Origin of the sequence: Mycobacterium gallinarum, from assembly GCF_010726765.1 — a bacterium.
GTDB classification, from domain to species: domain Bacteria; phylum Actinomycetota; class Actinomycetes; order Mycobacteriales; family Mycobacteriaceae; genus Mycobacterium; species Mycobacterium gallinarum.
The window spans coordinates 2,979,783-2,997,122 of the sequence record NZ_AP022601.1 but is presented as its reverse complement, the minus strand read 5'-3'; the positions used below and the strand labels follow the sequence as shown (position 1 = coordinate 2,997,122).

Here is a 17,340-nt window from a genome sequence, read left to right as displayed (position 1 = left end):
ATCGCGACGGCCATTTACGTGGTCGATTCGGCCAACCACATGGCCCAAGTGGCCGCGCGTGACACGCTTGCCATTGATGACGGCCACCAGGAGTCCGGCGGGCATTCGCTACGCATTCGCGGTAGCGCGCGACGCCGGTGTGCCGTTCCAGCGGCTACTGGCCGGAACCCACTGGACCGAGAACGGGGTAGTTGCCGCCGGCTACCGCATCGATCAGGACGACGAGTTCGTCATGACCGCCAACCTCGCCCGGGAACTCGGTGACCCGTTGGACGCTGGGATACGCGTCGGATCGCAGTTCACCGTCGGCGATCTGGGCATCTGGGGTTACGCACTGCTGTCCAGCGCCAATGCGGGGGAGGCGCTAGCCGTCGCACTGGCCTACGCGACGCTGTCGCCGACGGTGTTCAACCCGCAGTCCGTTCAGGTCGGCGACGTGACGACCGTCGTGCTGCGATACGAACATCTGCCCGTCGATGTCCGCGAATACTATGCGGCGCGCGACCTTTCGGCCTTGCCGCTACTCCTGCGGATGTCCGGGCTTGCCACGGCTCCGCTGACGGTAGAGGTTCCCTTCGACGGGGAACAGGGTGAGCGACTGCGCGCTGCGCTGCGTCCGTTCGATGTGGAAACCGGCGCGGCGCAATACCGCTTCCGCATCCCGACCGGTGCTTTGACGCTGCGGCTGCCGACCGCCGACCCGATCACCCGAACCGCATGCGCGCGCGAATGCGAACGTCTCGTGCACACCCTCGAGTCGGCGCCCACCCTGTCGGCCACCGTGCGGTCCCGGTTCGCGCAGAGCCCCGAGGCCATGCCCACCATCGAGCAGCTGGCCGCCGAACTGCACATGAGCACCCGCACGCTAAGGCGTCAGCTCGACCATGAACACACGTCGTACCGGGAGCTGCGAAACGACGTCGCGCACACCCTGGCCGTCGAATTACTGAGTGTCGTAGGACTTTCGGTCAACGAGGTGGCGCGTCGACTGGGCTACAGCGACACCACGGCGTTCTCACACGCGTTCCGGCGCTGGACGGGCAAGCCGGCCAGTGATTTCCGGTCGAGCGCTCAGTAACGTAGCGAGTCGGTGAGCACCCGCACCCGCGCATCCGGATGAGTCACCGCATGCAGCGGATGTAGCAGCAACGGGTGGCGGCAATGCGGGCAGGACGCCTGTGGCTCTCTCGTCGACGCTGTGGTCAGGTGATGGCACGCGGAGCAATGCACCACGTGAAATCTGCCGATCCAGTTGAGCAAGCCGAGGTAGATCGCCAGCGTCGCGGCCGAAGCCACCACGAAGATCAGCGCAATGGTCGCAACCTCGTAAACCGTCACATCGGCACCTCCAAACCGCACCTGAACACGCCTGACGGATGCCTTTAAAGGTACTCCGGGGGCTCAGTTCTTGCGGGCGCGCTGGTAGATCTTTTCGAGCTCCTTGCCGCGGGTGCCCATTAGTTCGGCCTTACGCACTTTGTGCAGTACCAGCGGGCATTTCTTGCACCTGGGCTTGCTGCGGCAGCACTTTTTCTTCGGTTTTATGTCGAGCAGCTTGCTGGCCTTCACGTGAGCTGTCTCTCTCGTTTTCGCGATTGACTACCCGCACTGCGACACTTACCGGCGTGGATTTCAGGAATGTCGCCATTGTTGCGCACGTCGATCATGGGAAGACGACCCTGGTCGATGCGATGCTGCGGCAATCCGGCGCCCTGACCCACCGCGGTGACGATGCCATCGAGCGGTTGATGGACTCCGGCGACCTGGAGAAGGAAAAGGGCATCACCATCCTGGCGAAGAACACCGCCGTCCACCGTCGCCACCCCGACGGCAGCATGACCGTCATCAACGTCATCGACACCCCCGGGCACGCGGATTTCGGTGGGGAGGTCGAACGTGGGCTGTCCATGGTCGACGGGGTCTTGCTGCTGGTCGACGCGTCCGAGGGCCCCCTACCGCAGACCCGCTTCGTGCTGCGCAAGGCGCTGGCCGCGCATCTGCCGGTGATCCTGGTGGTCAACAAGACCGATCGGCCCGATGCCCGCATCGCCGAAGTGGTGTCCGACAGCCACGATCTGCTGCTCGACGTCGCCTCCGACCTCGACGAGGAGGCCCAGAAGGCCGCCGAGGACGCGCTCGGGCTGCCCACGCTGTACGCCTCGGGCCGTGCCGGTATCGCCAGCACCGTCGAACCCGCCAACGGCGAGAACCCCGACGGCGAGAACCTGGACCCGCTGTTCGACGTGCTTCTCGAACACATCCCGCCGCCCAAGGGCGACCCGGAGGCCCCCCTGCAGGCCCTGGTGACCAACCTCGACGCGTCGGCGTTTCTCGGTCGCCTCGCGCTGATCCGCATCTACAAGGGGCGGATTCGCAAGGGGCAGCAGGTCGCCTGGATGCGTGAGGTCGACGGTCATCCCGTCATCACGAACGCGAAGATCACCGAGCTTCTGGTGACCGAGGGCGTGGAACGTACCTCCACCGACGAGGCCATCGCGGGCGACATCGTCGCGGTGGCGGGCATCCCGGAGATCATGATCGGCGACACGCTGGCCGACACCGAGCACGCACACGCGCTGCCGCGCATCACCGTCGACGAGCCCGCGATCTCGGTGACCATCGGCACCAACACCTCACCGCTGGCGGGCAAGGTCTCCGGGCACAAGCTCACCGCGCGCATGGTGAAGTCACGACTGGACACCGAACTCGTCGGCAACGTGTCGATCAAGGTCGTCGACATCGACCGGCCCGACGCGTGGGAGGTGCAGGGCCGAGGTGAACTCGCACTGGCCGTGCTCGTCGAGCAGATGCGCCGCGAAGGCTTCGAGCTGACCGTGGGCAAGCCGCAGGTGGTCACCCGCACCATCGACGGCAAGTTGCACGAGCCGTTCGAGGCGATGACGATCGACTGTCCCGACGAGTTCGTCGGAGCGATCACCCAGTTGATGGCGGCTCGCAAGGGCCGCATGGAAGAGATGACCAACCACGCCGCGGGGTGGGTGCGGATGGACTTCATCGTGCCGAGCCGCGGCCTGATCGGCTTCCGCACCGACTTCCTGACGTTGACCCGCGGCACCGGGATCGCGAACGCCGTATTCGACGGCTACCGCCCGTGGGCGGGTGAGATCCGCGCCCGCCACACCGGATCGTTGGTGTCGGACCGGTCGGGCTCGATCACGCCGTTCGCGATGATTCAGCTGGCCGACCGCGGCCAATTCTTCGTCGAACCGGGCCAGGACACCTACGAGGGCCAGGTGGTCGGGATCAACCCGCGCGCCGAGGATCTCGACGTGAACGTGACGCGCGAGAAGAAGCTGACCAACATGCGGTCGTCGACGGCCGATGTCATGGAGACGCTGGCCCGTCCGCTCGAGTTGACGCTTGAACAGGCGATGGAGTTCTGCGCCGAGGACGAGTGCGTCGAGGTCACGCCCGAGGTGGTTCGCGTTCGCAAGGTCGAACTGGATGCCACCTTGCGTGCCCGCGCGAAGTCCCGCGCCAAAGCCCGGGGCTAGCGCTGGCCGAGACGGCCGAGCGGCTGCCGATACCCTGAACACCGTGCCGAGGCCAGTACGCGTCATAGTCGCGATATCCGCGCTGATGACGCTCATCTCCGGCTGCACCGTGAGCCCGCCGCCGGCTCCGCAGAGCACCGACACCACAGAGACGACGGCTCCGCCTCCGCCGAAGGCGTCGCAGATCATCATGGCCATCGACTGGATCGGTCCGGGCTTCAATCCGCACCTGCTGGCCGACCAGTCACCGGTGAACGCCGCCATCAGTTCACTGGTACTGCCCAGCTCGTTCCGGCCGGTGCCGGATCCCAACACCCCGACCGGATCGCGATGGGAACTCGACACCACGCTGCTGGAGTCGGCGGAAGTCACCAGTCGGGATCCGTTCACCGTCACCTACACGATCCGGCCCGAGGCGTCATGGACCGACAACGCCCCGATCGGCGCCGACGATTTCTGGTACCTGTGGCAGCAGATGGTGAGCCAGCCCGGGGTCGTCGACCCCGCAGGCTATGACCTCATCACCGGCGTGCAGTCGATCGAGGGTGGCAAGACCGCGGTGGTGACCTTCTCGCAGCCCTATCCGGCCTGGCGCGAGTTGTTCAACAACATCCTGCCCGCCCACATCGTCAAGGACATCCCGGGCGGATTCGCGGCGGGCCTGGCTCGCGCGCTGCCGGTCACCGGCGGTCAGTTCCGGGTCGAGAACATCGACCCTCAGCGCGACGAGATCCTGCTGGCACGCAATGACCGCTTCTGGAGCGCGCCCGCCAAACCCGATCTGATCCTGTTGAGGCGCGGCGGGGACGCGGCCGCCCTCGCCGATTCGATCCGCAATGGAGACACACAGGTGGCCCAGGTCCACGGCGGTGCGGCCACCTTCGCGCAACTCTCGGCGATTCCGGACGTCCGGACGGCGCGGATCGTCACGCCGCGCGTCATGCAGTTGTCGCTGCGGGCACAACAGCCCGCGCTCGCGGATTCCCAAGTGCGCAAGGCGATTTTCGGGTTGCTGGACGTCGACCTGCTCGCCGCGGTGGGGGCCGGTGACGACAACACTGTGACGCTGGCGCAGGCGCAGGTGCGATCGCCGTCCGATCCCGGCTACGTGCCGACCGCGCCGCCCGCGATCTCGAAAGAGGATGCGCTGGAACTGCTCGTCGACGCCGGCTACGTGGTGGAGCCGGTCGAATCGCCGACACCGGCGACACCCGGTACGCCCGCTCCGGACAACGACCGCGGCCGCATCATCAAGGACGGGGTGCCGCTGTCGTTGGTGCTCGGTGTCGCCGCCAACGATCCGACCTCGGTCGCGGTCGCCAACACCGCCGCCGACCAACTGCGCAACGTGGGCATCGAAGCATCCGTATCGGCGCTCGACCCGGTGGCGCTCTATGGCGACGCGCTGACGAACAACCGCGTCGACGCCGTCGTCGGCTGGCATCAGGCCGGCGGTGACCTCGCCACGGCGCTGGCATCGCGCTACGGCTGCCGCGCGCTCGAGGCCACCGCGATCGCGACGACCGAGCCGGAAACGTCTGCGCCGCAGACATCAACCCCGGAGACCCCAGAGACCCCGGAGACCACCTCGACCACAACCGCGACCGCGCCGACGACCGCGCGGCCGGCCCCGTCCACAACGGCGACGTCGACCACCCCGGAAAGTCCCGCGCCGGAAAACAGCGAGTTGGTCCAGGCGCCAAGCAATATCACCGGTATCTGCGATCGCAGCCTGCAGCCGAAGATCGACGCCGCACTCGACGGCAGCGAGCCCATCGACGCCGTCATCACCGCGGTGGAACCGCGACTGTGGAACATGTCGACGGTGCTGCCGATTCTGCAGGACACCACGATCGTCGCGGCCGGGCCGAGCGTGCAGAACGTCAAGTTGTCCGGCGCCGTGCCGATCGGCATCGTCGGCGACGCCGGTACGTGGGTGAAAACCCGTCAGTGAGAGGGTAATTGGTCCTCGCGGCGTTCGCGCATCAAACGCAGGCCGTGCGCGGCATATGCCGCGATCGCGAACACGGCGAGAAACCAGTACGGCGGGTGCGCCAGTTCCCACACGAACAACGCCGCAAAGAGCGGGGAGCGCTGGGTGATCGCCAGGACCCCGGCCGCACATGTAAGCGCCAGCGCCGACACGTGGATATCGGTGTCGGCCAGCTGATTGAGCACAAGTGCGACCACCGACCCGGTGGCCGCGCCGGTGGCCAAGGCGGGGGTGAGCAGGCCGCCGACGGCCCCGGCGCGCAGAAACCCTGCTGTCAGAAGCGGTTTCAACAGCAGGATGACGCAGGCGGCGCCGAGGGTCATCCCGCTGTCGACAGCCACCGTCAGAATGCTTCGCCCGTTGCCGGGTAGTTCTGGGTACCAGATCGAGCAGATGCCGGTCAGCAGACCGGCCGCCGCGATCGCGGGGATCAGGATCCAGGACTTGTACTGCACCTTGGGGCGCGCGGCGTCCATCATCCGGTTGAACGCCAGACCGATGGCTCCGGCCAGCGGTGCGACGGCCAGCGCGAGGAACGCGAACAGATAGGACGTCGACGCGTCCGGCCAATCCAGCGGGTGTTCGAGATGGGTGACGGGCGCGGCGACCGCGACCGCGAGGCTCGAGGTGATCAGCGCTGTGCCCAGCACCCGCGGATGCCAGCTGCCCAGCAGGATCTGCGCGGCGAACAAGGCCCCGCCCAGCGGCACGCTGTAGACCGCACCCAGTCCGGCGCCGGCCGCGCAGGCGAGCAGAATCTCACGGTCGCGCGCCGTGAGCGACAGCCGCGTGGTGCCGAAATCGCCTAGTGCAGCGGACAGTTGACGGGGTGCGCCTTCGCGCCCCAGCGACGCCCCCGCGCCGACGAGCAGCACTTGGAGGAACGCGTCGATGGACATCGCGACCCGGGGGATGGGCCGGTGCTCCTTGATGGTTCCGGCGAGCGGGGGAACGGCGGTGCGCCGTCGTAGCATCCACCACCCGAAGCCGGCGAGCGCACCGCCGACCATCGGACCGACCGCGCGCCGCACCGGACTACTGCCGCCGACACCGGACAGCAGCGTGCCGAAGGAGTAGTGGTACGTCAGATGTTCGATCGCGTGCAGCAGCAGCGTGGTCGCCGCGCCCGCCACCCCGGCGAGCAGCCCGACGATGATGATCGCGCATACGAACTCTAGGGTGCGGCGCGACACCAGGTGAATCTAGCCCCAATCATCGTGCAAGCTGTGCCAATGGAGAGTCCACGGCTGCTGTTCGTCCACGCGCATCCCGACGACGAGACGTTGACGACGGGCGCGACGATCGCGCACTACGTCGCCCGGGGTGCGCGGGTGCGGGTGGTCACGTGCACCCTGGGCGAGGAGGGCGAGGTGATCGGCGACCAGTGGGCGCACCTGGCCGTCGACAAGGCCGACCAACTCGGCGGGTTTCGCATCGGTGAGCTGACGGCGGCACTGCAGGCGCTCGGTGTCCACGAGCCCGTCTTCCTCGGCGGCGCCGGCCGCTGGCGAGACTCGGGGATGGAAGGGACGCCGTCACGACGTCATCGACGCTTCATCGACGCCGATCCCGCGGAGGCGGTGGGCGCGCTGGTCGCGATCATTCGTGAGCTGCGCCCGCACGTCGTCGTCACCTACGACCCGAACGGCGGCTACGGGCACCCCGACCACATCCACACCCACGAAGTGACGATGGCGGCGGTTGCGGCGTCGGCTGGCTCCGAATATCCGGGCGAGCCGTGGACCGTGCCGAAGGTGTACTGGACCGTGCTCTCGACGACGGCGATCGCCGAGGGTCTGAACGCGCTCGAAGATGTGCCAGACGAATGGATCCGGGTGTCCATCGACGACGTGTCGTTCGGTCATCCCGACGAGGCGATCGACGCGGTCATCGACGTCCCGGATCAGCTGCCTGCCAAGGTGGCAGCCCTGCGGGCGCACGCCACCCAGGTCACCGTCGCGCCCAACGACCGCTCGCTGGCGCTGTCGAACAACATCGCTCTGCCGGTCGGCGCCGTCGAGCACTACATCCTGGTGTCGGGCGAGGCGGGCGCCCGCGACCGTCGCGGGTGGGAAACCGATCTGCTTGCGGGTCTGAACCTCGAATAGCGGGGGCTCAACGGGGTAAGCTCCCCGTCAACTGGTGCGCGTGGAAGGGACGACAATGGACCCCGATCTGGATCCGAACCTGCAGCACTGGCAGGACCGGCTCGACAACTTTCAGTGGGTCATCGGTTCGATCGCCAGCGTGATCGACAGCATCCCGACCTGACCTCGCCCACTCCCAGCGCTGACTATCAGCGCGTCGCTGTTCTGACGCTGCTCGCCATCGACGGTGTCCTCTGCGCGATCCTCGCGTCGTTCTTTCTCCCGTTCTACCTCGGCACGTGGCCGTTTCCGATCAGCGCGCTGATCGGTGGCCTGATGAATGCCGCACTGGTGTGGGCCGCGCTGCATTGGACCTCGTCGCCGAGAACGGCGGCGGTGCCGCTGTTCACCTGGCTGCTGACCGTTGCGCTGCTGTCGCTGGGCGGACCCGGCGACGACATCGTCTACGGCGGCGCCGGGGTCATGGCCTACGGGACCCTGCTGCTGATCGCACTCGGCACGCTGCCCCCCGCAGCGGTGCTGTGGCGTCACATGAACGCCTGAGTGTCACTTTGCGTCGGCGGTGTCTCCGGCGCCTGGGTCACCCGGGCTGCCCGCGCCGTCATCATTTGATGACGGCGCCTTGGTCACCTTCGGTGCCAGTGACTGTGCAAGTTCGGCCAGCTTCGTGGTCAGGCTGCCGGTACGCGACCCGGTCGTGCTCGGGCCGTGGAACGACCGTCCACCCGGCGCGGTGACGAGGGAGTGGCGGATCTGACCTTGCGCGCGGACCGTTCCGGGCGAATTGGTCGGCTCAGTCGCGCCCTCGGTCTGATTCTCGAGTTGATCGGTTGCCGGACCGGGGTTGGTCTCCCCGGTGGCGACGATCGCTTCGATCTGCTCTTCCCCGCCAGTGCCCAGGCCTCCGTCGAGTTCGCCGGCACCTTCCTCGTGCGTTAGCTCGTCACCTTGGGTGAGCTCTTCCCCTCCGCCCAAGAATTCCTCGTGCGTGGGCAGTTCACCGAGGTTTTCGGTTCCCGCCTGCTCTGCAGTCTGGCCAAAGAGTGACGTCGTCCTCAACTCGGCATCCGCATCTTCCGCGGCTAGGGGGCCGATGGGGGGAATCGGGGGTAGCGGTGGCAGCCAGAAAGCCAATTGATCGTTCGCCAGGTAGATGAACGAGTTGATGGTGTCGATTCCGACGTTGACCAATCCCTGCCCAAAGCTGATGTTCCCCCCGAGCCAGTCGGCGATGTTGAACGTGATGCTTCGTACGATGCGTTCGCCGAAATCGTAGAAAATCGAGATCTGGGGGGCCAGCCATCCCACGTAGGGAACCCAGCCAACGGCGTAGGCAGCGACGTCGAATCCCCACTCCACCCACGGTTCGATGGCGTTGTAGACGTTCTTGATAGTGCTGTCGATCGAATTGCCGACGATGACCGGCGGGAAGTTGGGCTCCGGGAATTCGGCACCGAGGCTCGGCGGCACGATGATTCGTTCGAGCCATTCGATGAGGAGATTCGGCAGGTCGACAGATGCGACTGACGGCCCGAGTTGCGCCTCTGACGATTTGCGCTGGTATGCGAGCCAGGGGGGTTGCAGTGGCTCCACCGCCGCCGCCAGCCGGACCGCCGGATCCGGCGCGGGCGCGTCGGAGGGATGCACCGGAGCGATCACGGCCGCGCTTACTGCGAGCATGCTCACCCCCGCCGCCATTGCCGAGCGTGCAGAGTGTTTCATGTTGTCCTCCCGGAAAGCCCCGACTCCGATAACCTACGCCACTGTTTGCTCGTGCGTAAATGGACCGCACCTTTTGCTTTGCTGACGTCGCCCACCCGGCGGTGGCGCACCGACTGCGTCAATTGGCGGACTAATGTGACCGATATGTCAGGCGCCCATGTTTCAGAATGTGAGACGCGCGGATGATCTTCGACGGACGCGGGGTTACACGGGAGTGGCTCTGAACCCCCAGCATGGCGCCGATCTGCCCAGCCCGGTGATCCCACCGAAGTCAGGCACACCCAGCCCTGCAGGCCTGCGGCGCGTACTGCGCCGCGCCCGCGACGGCGTGGCACTCAATGTCGAGGAAGCAGCGATCGCGATGACCGCGCGTGGGGATGACCTCGCGGATCTGTGCGCCAGTGCCGCCCGCGTGCGTGATGCCGGCCTGGAAGCGGCCGGCCGGCGGGGTCCGACCGGACGGCTGCCGGTGAGTTACTCGCGCAAGGTGTTCATCCCCGTCACTCATCTGTGCCGAGACACCTGCCACTACTGCACGTTCGTCACGGTGCCCGGCAAGCTGCGGGCACAGGGCCTCGGCATGTACATGGAGCCCGACGAGATCCTCGAGGTCGCCCGTCGCGGTGCCGAAATGGGTTGCAAGGAAGCGCTGTTCACGCTCGGTGACCGGCCTGAGGCGCGTTGGGACGAGGCCCGGCAGTGGCTCGACGAGCGCGGCTATGACTCGACGCTGGACTACGTCCGCGCGATGGCCATCCGGGTGCTGGAGGAAACCGGGCTGTTGCCGCACCTGAATCCCGGCGTGATGAGCTGGTCGGAGTTGAGCCGGCTCAAGCCGGTGGCCCCGTCGATGGGCATGATGCTGGAGACCACCTCGCGGCGCCTGTTCGAGACCAAGGGACTGGCCCACTACGGCAGCCCGGACAAGGATCCGGAAGTCAGGCTGCGCACGCTGGCCGACGCCGGCCGTCTGTCGATCCCCTTCACGACCGGACTGCTCGTCGGGATCGGCGAAACGCTGGAAGAGCGTGCCGAAACCATCCATGCGATCCGGCGATCGCACAAGGAGTTCGGACACGTTCAGGAAGTGATCGTGCAGAACTTCCGGGCCAAGGACCACACCGCGATGGCGGCGACGCCGGATGCCGGCTTCGAGGACTTCGTCGCGACGATCGCGGTGACGCGCCTGGTGATGGGACCCAAGGTCCGCATCCAGGCGCCACCGAACCTGGTGTCGCGCCAGGAATGCCTGGCGCTGATCGGCGCCGGAGTCGACGACTGGGGCGGGGTGTCGCCGCTGACCCCCGACCACGTCAACCCCGAGCGGCCCTGGCCCGCGCTCGACGAGCTGTCCGCGGTCACGGCAGAGGCCGGTTACGACTTGGTGCAGCGTTTGACTGCTCAGCCGCAATACGTGCAGGCCGGTGCCGCGTGGATCGACCCGCGGGTACGTGGGCATGTCGACGCGCTGGCCGACCCCGAGACCGGTCTGGCCTTGGACGTCAACCCCACCGGACGGCCATGGCAGGAACCCGACGAGGCCTGGGAGTCTCTCGGTCGCACCGACCTTCACTCGGCCATCGACGATGCCGGCCGCCTCACCGAGACGCGTAGCGATCTGGGAAGTGCGTTCGGTGACTGGGAGTCGATCCGCGAGAAGGTGCACGAACTGGCCGCCCAGGCTCCTGAACGCATCGACACCGACGTGCTTTCGGCGCTGCGCTCCGCCGAGCGCGATCCGGCCGCACTCTCCGACGACGCATACCTGGCCCTCGCAATGGCGGACGGCCCGGCGCTGGATGCTGTTGCCGCACTGGCGGACTCATTGCGGCGCGATGTCGTCGGCGACGACGTGACCTTCGTCGTCAACCGCAACATCAACTTCACCAACATCTGCTACACCGGCTGCCGGTTCTGCGCGTTCGCCCAGCGCAAGGGTGACGCGGACGCGTTCTCGCTTTCGGTCGACGAGGTCGCCGACCGTGCATGGGAGGCGCACGTCGCGGGTGCGACCGAGGTGTGTATGCAGGGCGGCATCGATCCGGAGTTGCCCGTCACGGGCTACGCCGATTTGGTGCGCGCGGTCAAGGCACGCGTGCCATCCATGCATGTGCACGCGTTCTCGCCGATGGAGATTGCCAACGGAGTCACCAAGAGCGGCACCAGCATTCGGGACTGGCTCACCGAGCTTCGTGAGGCGGGACTGGGTTCCATCCCGGGCACCGCCGCCGAGATCCTCGACGACGAGGTCCGCTGGGTGCTGACCAAGGGCAAGCTGCCGACGTCGATGTGGATCGAGGTCGTCAGCACCGCACACGAAGTCGGGTTGCGGTCGAGTTCGACGATGATGTACGGCCACGTCGACACGCCGCGCCACTGGGTCGGCCACCTTCGCGTGCTGCGCGAGATCCAGGACCGCACCGGCGGATTCACCGAATTCGTACCGCTTCCGTTCGTCCATCAGAGCTCCCCGCTGTACCTCGCGGGTGGGGCGCGGCCGGGGCCGACGCACCGCGACAACCGCGCCGTGCATGCGCTTGCGCGAATCATGCTGCACGGCCGGATCGACAACATCCAGACCAGCTGGGTCAAGCTCGGTGTCGAGCGCACCCAGGTGATGCTCAACGGTGGTGCCAACGATCTGGGCGGGACGCTGATGGAGGAGACCATCTCGCGGATGGCCGGTTCCGAGTTCGGCTCGGCCAAGAGCGTGGAAGAGCTCACCTCGATCGCCGAGGGCATCGGCCGGCCGGCGCGACAGCGCTCCACGACATACACGCCTCTGGCTGCCTAGCCTTACCTAACAAGAAGTGCCTGAAACGCACTGCTGCGCCAGGCTTTACGGAAACTCAAGGCAAAAAGAACGCTCCTGCGACTGCAACGCGTATACCTTGAATGTCGCAATCCTCAACCGTTGGAGCGGCCATGGACACGATCTCCGGAATCCCCGCGCATGCCCTGTTGGTACACGGCATCGTGGTACTCGCGCCCTTGACCGCCTTGCTCGTGATCCTGTGTGCAATCTGGCCCGCGGCACGTCGTCGGCTGGTGTGGCTGGTGTTGGCTCTCGCCGTGGTGACGGCAGTGCTCACACCGTTGACCACATCAGCTGGTGAATGGCTTCTGGAGCACGGGGGCCCGCCGCGGCCGATTCTGCAGGAGCATGCCGAGCGCGGAGAGTGGATGATCTACTTCTCGGTCGCCATGCTGATCGTTGCGGTGGCGCTGGCGGCGCTGCATTGGATGGAAGGCCGGTCGGACAAACCGCGGAAGGCCGCGGCGGCGATGCTGGCCGTCGTGGCCCTGCTGGTGGGCGTGTCGTCCATCATCACCGTCGTGCGGATCGGCGACAGCGGCGCGCAGGCGGTCTGGGGCGATCGGGGCTGAACTGGCGTATTCGCCTCGGATGGTGGCCTGAAATAAAACCGGACTGGGGTCCGTTTATCTGCTACGAAGGCGCCGGGGAGGCCGGCGCTCCGTAGAGGAAGAGATTCACGAATGACCACTGCCACCGGCGCCACCGGAACCGCCCAGCTCGCCACGGGTACCTGGGCCATCGACCCCGTGCACTCCACCATCGGCTTCTCCGTACGTCACCTGATGGTGAGCAAGGTCCGGGGCACCTTCGACACCTTCAGCGGCGCGATCGTCGTCGCCGAGGACGGCACCCCGTCCGTGACCGCGGAAATCGCCGTCGACTCCATCAACACCCGCAACGAGCAGCGCGACGCACACGTCCGCTCCGCCGACTTCTTCAACGCCGAGCAGTATCCGACCGCCACCTTCACCTCGACCGGCGTCCGGTCTGACGGTGACTCCTACCTGGTCGACGGCGACTTCACCCTCAAGGGTGTCACCAAGCCGGTCACCCTGGAACTGGAGTTCAACGGCGTCAACCCCGGCATGGGACACGGCGAGGTCGCCGGGTTCGAGGCGTCGGTGGTGTTGAACCGCAAGGACTTCGGCATCGACATCGACATGCCGCTGGAAACCGGTGGCACCGTCGTCGGTGACAAGATCGCCGTCACCCTGGAGATCGAGGCACTCAAGCAGGCGTAACACCCGCCGCACAACGAACTAGCGCGTCTGCAGGACGAGATCCTGCAGACGCGCTAGCTGCGTTTCGGTCTACATGTCCAAGCAGCTGCTCCCCCCGTCGCTGGCCGGGATGTCGATGTTCTTGGCCGAGAACTCGGCAACCACACCGTTGTTCGTGACTGCGAGCGAATCCACCCGGAGGTTGTACTTGTTGTCGGTGAGTTCGCCCGTCATCTCGTCGAGCTTGGACTGCAGGTCTTCCTGAGGGAGGTCTAGATCTCCGCCGAGTGTGAAACCGTCGGGCTGGATTTCCAGCTTGATTCCGCCGTCGGCGGTCGTCTCCGGCTTGACGGCGATGCTGCTGTCGAACATCCCTTCCAGGGTGACGATTCCGGTCGACGGGTCGGTCTTGACGTTCGTCACGACCTCGTCGGTCGAGATCCAGTCCGACAGGAAGCTCAAGAAGCTGCCCTCGAGGTATTCGTCGATGGCCTCTTTCATGGCGGTGTTGGCAGACTGCCGAATGCCTTCGGACGTCCAGTCGATGGTCGCGTTGATCGCGCCGATGGTGCCCCGGTCGTTCGCGCCGCCGTTGAGGTCGAGGTCGTCGACCGCGATGTCCGCGGTGACCCCGTCAACGCCGCGGATGGGTCCGTCGGTGGCGATCGTGAACCCGGAGTACTTGTCGTCGAAGTACTGCATGAGAACCGGCGGCGAGGTCTCGAAGGTCACATCGACGGAGTCCTCGGACCCCTCGATGAAGCATGCGGCGGCCGATTTGACCTTGTCGACCGCGACTGAACGTGCGTAGAACTCGGCGCCGAGCACTCCCGCGGCGGCGGTCGCGAGAACTATCACGAGGATGAGGACGACCGCGAGCGGACCACGGCCGCGCTTGCGTTTCGCAGGCGGCTGGGCCGGGGGAGCCGGCGGTTGAACCGGGGGCAAAGGCGGCTGCACCGGCGGGACCGGACGGGAGAGCTGCGGAGCCGGCCGCATGGGATAACCCTGAGCCTGAGTGGGTGCGGAATAGAACTGCGGAGCCGGCCGCATCGGATGGCCCTGAGTGGGCGCGGAATGGAATTGCGCTCCGCGCGTCGGGCCGAGCGTGTTGGCGGCGTACCGGGGGTAGGTCATGTCTTGGTCCTTCTGAGTCAGTCGCGACGACGAGGCGGTCGTGGTGATTGACGGAAAGACTGAGCGAGTGCGCTTGGAGAATCCTTAACGGCCGAGCGATGGCCCGGTCAGAGCCGGGCCGCCAGCTCGGTCCCCTGTTTGATGGCCCGCTTGGCGTCGAGTTCGGCGGCCTCGGCCGCACCGCCGATGACGTGCGGACGGACGCCCCTGGAGCGCAGCGCGTCCTCGAGATCGCGCACCGGCTCCTGGCCGGCGCAGATCACCACGTTGTCGACGTCGAGCACCCTTGGGTTCGCCCGCTCGGAGCCGAAGCTGATGTGCAGGCCGTCGTCGTCGATGCGCTCGTAGTTCACACCGGACAGCTGCTGTACGCCCTTGGCCTTCAGCGCGGCCCTGTGCACCCAGCCCGACGTCTTACCCAGTCCCTTGCCCTGCGGGCCTTTCGTGCGCTGCAGCAGGTACACCTCGCGGGCGGCCGGCGCGGGGATCGGTGTCGTCAGCGCACCGCGGGTCTCTTGCGGGTCGGCCACGCCCCATTCGGCCTTCCACTCCTTGAGAATGATCGACGGCGATCTGTATTCGTCTGCCGGCCCCGCCGGCGTGGTCACCAGAAACTCGCTCACGTCGAACCCGATTCCACCCGCGCCGACGACGGCCACGCTCTTGCCGACCGGCCTGCCGGTGATGGCGTCGGCGTAGGACAGCACCATGGGATGGTCGATGCCGGGGATGTCGGGCATCCGCGGCGAAACCCCGGTCGCCAGCACCACCTCGTCGAACCCGGCCAGTTCGTCAGCGCTCGCCCGGGTCCGTAGCCGGACGTCGACGCCGTGCTTGTCGAGCATGCGGGTGTAGTAGCGCAGCGTCTCGCTGAACTCTTCCTTGCCGGGAATCCTTCTCGCCAAGTCGAATTGGCCGCCGACGGCGTCACCCGCCTCGAACAGCGTCACCCGGTGGCCGCGCTGCGCCGCGCTGACGGCGGTGGCCAGGCCCGCGGGCCCGGCGCCGACCACCGCGACGCGCTTGGCGAGTCGCGTCGGGCTCAGCACCAGCGTCGTCTCGTGACCGGCCCGGGGGTTCAGCAGACACGAGACCGTCTTGTGCACGAACGCGTGGTCCAGGCAGGCCTGGTTGCACGCGATGCAGGTGTTGATCTCGTCGGCGGCATCGGCCTGCGCCTTGCGTACCCAGTCCGGGTCCGACAACAGCGGACGCGCCATCGAGATCAACTGGACATGTCCCTCGGTGAGAATCTGCTCGGCGGCTTGGGGCATGTTGATTCGGTTCGACGCCACCACCGGAATGCCGATGTGCTCGGCCACCGCATTGCTGATGTCGACGAACGCGCTGTTGGGGACTGAGGTGACGATCGTCGGCACCCGCGCCTCGTGCCAGCCGATGCCGGTGTTGATGATCGTCGCGCCCGCTGCCTCGACTTCAGTTGCCAGCGCGACGATTTCGTCCCAGCTCTGACCGTCCTCGACGTAGTCGGCCATCGACATCCGATAGCAGATGATGAAGTCCTCGCCGACGGCAGCGCGGGTGCGACGGACGATCTCGTCGGGGAAGCGCCTGCGATTTTCCGGTGTTCCGCCCCATTTGTCCTTGCGCTTATTGGTGCGCGGCGCCAGGAACTGGTTGAGCAAATAGCCCTCGCTGCCCATGATCTCCACACCGTCGTACCCGGCGTCGCGGGCCAGCAGCGCACACTTCACGAAGTCGTCGATCGTGCCCTCGACGTCGCGCAGGGCGCGCGGCCTGAACGGGTTGATCGGCGCCTTGATCGACGACGCGCTGACCGAAAACGGGTGGTAGGCATAACGTCCCGCATGCAGGATCTGGAGCAGGATCTTGCCGCCCTCGGCGTGTACGGCTGACGTGATCCTGCGGTGCCTGCGGGCGTCCGACGACGTGAGCAGCTGCGCCGCGAATGGCAGCAGCCAGCCCGTGCGGTTCGGCGCGTAGCCACCGGTGATGATCAGTCCGACGCCGCCACGGGCGCGTTCGGCGAAATACGCGGCCAGCCGGTCGGTGTCGCGTGCGCGATCCTCGAGGCCGGTGTGCATCGACCCCATGACGACGCGATTGCGCAGGGTGGTGAAGCCGAGATCCAACGGCGACAACAGGATCGGATACGTCACCGGCCCGCCCCCGAGGACCTATCGAGGGCCGCGGCCACTTCGTCGAGCCAGTCGATGGCGCTCTCCTCGGCCCGGATGCCGCCGCGTAGCACGAGGTGCTGGTGCAGGGCGGCACCGCTCAACACGCTGGGGTCGGGGAACTGCTGTTTCTCGAACCCCCGATAGATGTCGAGCAGCTCGGCACGCTCGGAACGCAACGAACCGACCTGAATGCGCAGCGCGTCGACGTCCCCGTATTCGGCGCCGCGCACCTTGACGGCCAGATCGCGGGTGCGGGTGTCGGCCACCGTGCTGCCGCGTCCGGACAACGGTTCGGCGATCCAGCGGGCGAGTTCGCCGCGGCCCGCCTCGGACACCGTGTACACCTTCTTGTCCGGCCTGCCTCGTTGGGAGACGGGAGTGACGACCACCCAGCCGTCGTTCTCCATCGTCCGCAGCGTGCGGTAGATCTGCTGGTGGGTCGCCGCCCAGAAGTACCCGATGGACCGGTCGAACCGGCGCGCAAGTTCGTATCCCGAACCGGACTGCTCACATAGGGCGACGAGGATCGCGTGGGGCAGGGCCACCCGCGCAGCCTAGGTCGGCGGTCGATTCATATGCAACTTGTTGCATCGTGCTCCGACACTGAGCCGCACCGGCGTCAGGGCGATGCTGAGCGCCCGATCAGCGGGTTGACATGATGGCGT

Annotated in this window: 16 protein-coding genes; 9 read left to right on the top strand and 7 right to left on the bottom strand. The window is 66.7% G+C overall.

The window, feature by feature from the left end:
- Positions 1-76 precede the first annotated feature (76 nt).
- A complete protein-coding gene (locus G6N42_RS14495; protein ID WP_163730215.1) occupies positions 77-1,078 on the top strand; it encodes an AraC family transcriptional regulator in 1,002 nt (333 codons plus the stop codon).
- Here G6N42_RS14495 and G6N42_RS14490 read toward each other — a convergent pair.
- Complete coding sequence (locus tag G6N42_RS14490; RefSeq protein ID WP_163730214.1) at positions 1,072-1,338, bottom strand: hypothetical protein; 267 nt, start codon at positions 1,336-1,338, stop codon at positions 1,072-1,074. The genes G6N42_RS14495 and G6N42_RS14490 overlap by 7 nt on opposite strands.
- Before the next feature lie 63 nt (positions 1,339-1,401).
- The gene (locus tag G6N42_RS30955; RefSeq protein ID WP_174262079.1) at positions 1,402-1,569 is read right to left on the bottom strand and encodes a hypothetical protein; all 168 of its coding nucleotides are present in this window, start codon (positions 1,567-1,569) and stop codon (positions 1,402-1,404) included.
- A 56-nt stretch (positions 1,570-1,625) separates the two neighbouring features.
- Here G6N42_RS30955 and typA point away from each other — a divergent pair, with 56 nt between their 5' ends.
- Both typA and G6N42_RS14480 read left to right on the top strand, forming a co-directional pair.
- Positions 1,626-3,515, top strand: coding sequence for a translational GTPase TypA (gene typA / locus G6N42_RS14485; RefSeq protein WP_163730213.1), 1,890 nt, complete (start codon positions 1,626-1,628; stop codon positions 3,513-3,515).
- Positions 3,516-3,600: 85 nt separating this feature from the next.
- Entirely contained in the window at positions 3,601-5,469 is a 1,869-nt protein-coding gene (locus G6N42_RS14480; RefSeq protein WP_163737528.1) for an ABC transporter family substrate-binding protein, read from the top strand.
- Here G6N42_RS14480 and G6N42_RS14475 read toward each other — a convergent pair.
- Positions 5,463-6,701 carry a chloride channel protein gene (locus G6N42_RS14475; RefSeq protein ID WP_163730212.1) on the bottom strand — a complete coding sequence of 413 codons (1,239 nt, stop codon included), beginning with the start codon at positions 6,699-6,701 and terminating at the stop codon, positions 5,463-5,465. The genes G6N42_RS14480 and G6N42_RS14475 overlap by 7 nt on opposite strands.
- Before the next feature lie 39 nt (positions 6,702-6,740).
- Here G6N42_RS14475 and mshB point away from each other — a divergent pair, with 39 nt between their 5' ends.
- From mshB to G6N42_RS14465, 3 genes are read left to right on the top strand one after another with little or no spacing between them, the layout of a single operon-like run.
- The gene (gene mshB, locus G6N42_RS14470) at positions 6,741-7,616 is read left to right on the top strand and encodes an N-acetyl-1-D-myo-inositol-2-amino-2-deoxy-alpha-D-glucopyranoside deacetylase (protein WP_163730211.1); all 876 of its coding nucleotides are present in this window, start codon (positions 6,741-6,743) and stop codon (positions 7,614-7,616) included.
- A 40-nt stretch (positions 7,617-7,656) separates the two neighbouring features.
- Positions 7,657-7,779, top strand: a complete 123-nt coding sequence (locus G6N42_RS31490) for a hypothetical protein (protein ID WP_286201668.1) — start codon at positions 7,657-7,659, stop codon at positions 7,777-7,779.
- Positions 7,731-8,159 (top strand): hypothetical protein, encoded by a 429-nt coding sequence (locus G6N42_RS14465; protein ID WP_174262078.1) that lies wholly within the window; start codon positions 7,731-7,733, stop codon positions 8,157-8,159. The genes G6N42_RS31490 and G6N42_RS14465 overlap by 49 nt, the downstream gene beginning before the upstream one ends.
- Positions 8,160-8,162: 3 nt before the next feature.
- Here G6N42_RS14465 and G6N42_RS14460 read toward each other — a convergent pair whose 3' ends face one another.
- Positions 8,163-9,338 (bottom strand): hypothetical protein, encoded by a 1,176-nt coding sequence (locus tag G6N42_RS14460; RefSeq protein WP_163730210.1) that lies wholly within the window; start codon positions 9,336-9,338, stop codon positions 8,163-8,165.
- Between the two features lie 214 nt (positions 9,339-9,552).
- Here G6N42_RS14460 and G6N42_RS14455 point away from each other — a divergent pair, with 214 nt between their 5' ends.
- The 3 genes from G6N42_RS14455 (at position 9,553) to G6N42_RS14445 (ending at position 13,397) form a co-directional block, all read left to right on the top strand.
- Entirely contained in the window at positions 9,553-12,132 is a 2,580-nt protein-coding gene (locus G6N42_RS14455) for a bifunctional FO biosynthesis protein CofGH (protein ID WP_163730209.1), read from the top strand.
- A gap of 131 nt (positions 12,133-12,263) precedes the next feature.
- Positions 12,264-12,725 carry a DUF2231 domain-containing protein gene (locus tag G6N42_RS14450; protein WP_163730208.1) on the top strand — a complete coding sequence of 154 codons (462 nt, stop codon included), beginning with the start codon at positions 12,264-12,266 and terminating at the stop codon, positions 12,723-12,725.
- A 111-nt stretch (positions 12,726-12,836) separates the two neighbouring features.
- Positions 12,837-13,397: a YceI family protein gene (locus G6N42_RS14445; RefSeq protein WP_163730207.1), complete on the top strand. Its 561-nt coding sequence runs from the start codon at positions 12,837-12,839 to the stop codon at positions 13,395-13,397.
- Between the two features lie 69 nt (positions 13,398-13,466).
- On the opposite strand, the gene G6N42_RS14440 is transcribed toward G6N42_RS14445, so the two are convergent.
- The 3 genes from G6N42_RS14440 to G6N42_RS14430 form a co-directional block, all read right to left on the bottom strand.
- Positions 13,467-14,513, bottom strand: a complete 1,047-nt coding sequence (locus G6N42_RS14440; protein WP_163730206.1) for an LmeA family phospholipid-binding protein — start codon at positions 14,511-14,513, stop codon at positions 13,467-13,469.
- 107 nt (positions 14,514-14,620) lie between these two features.
- On the bottom strand, positions 14,621-16,654 hold the full coding sequence (locus G6N42_RS14435; RefSeq protein WP_163730205.1) for an NADPH-dependent 2,4-dienoyl-CoA reductase: 2,034 nt from the start codon (positions 16,652-16,654) through the stop codon (positions 14,621-14,623).
- Positions 16,651-17,220, bottom strand: a complete 570-nt coding sequence (locus G6N42_RS14430) for a PadR family transcriptional regulator (RefSeq protein WP_163730204.1) — start codon at positions 17,218-17,220, stop codon at positions 16,651-16,653. The genes G6N42_RS14435 and G6N42_RS14430 overlap by 4 nt, the downstream gene beginning before the upstream one ends.
- Between the last annotated feature and the right edge of the window lie 120 nt (positions 17,221-17,340).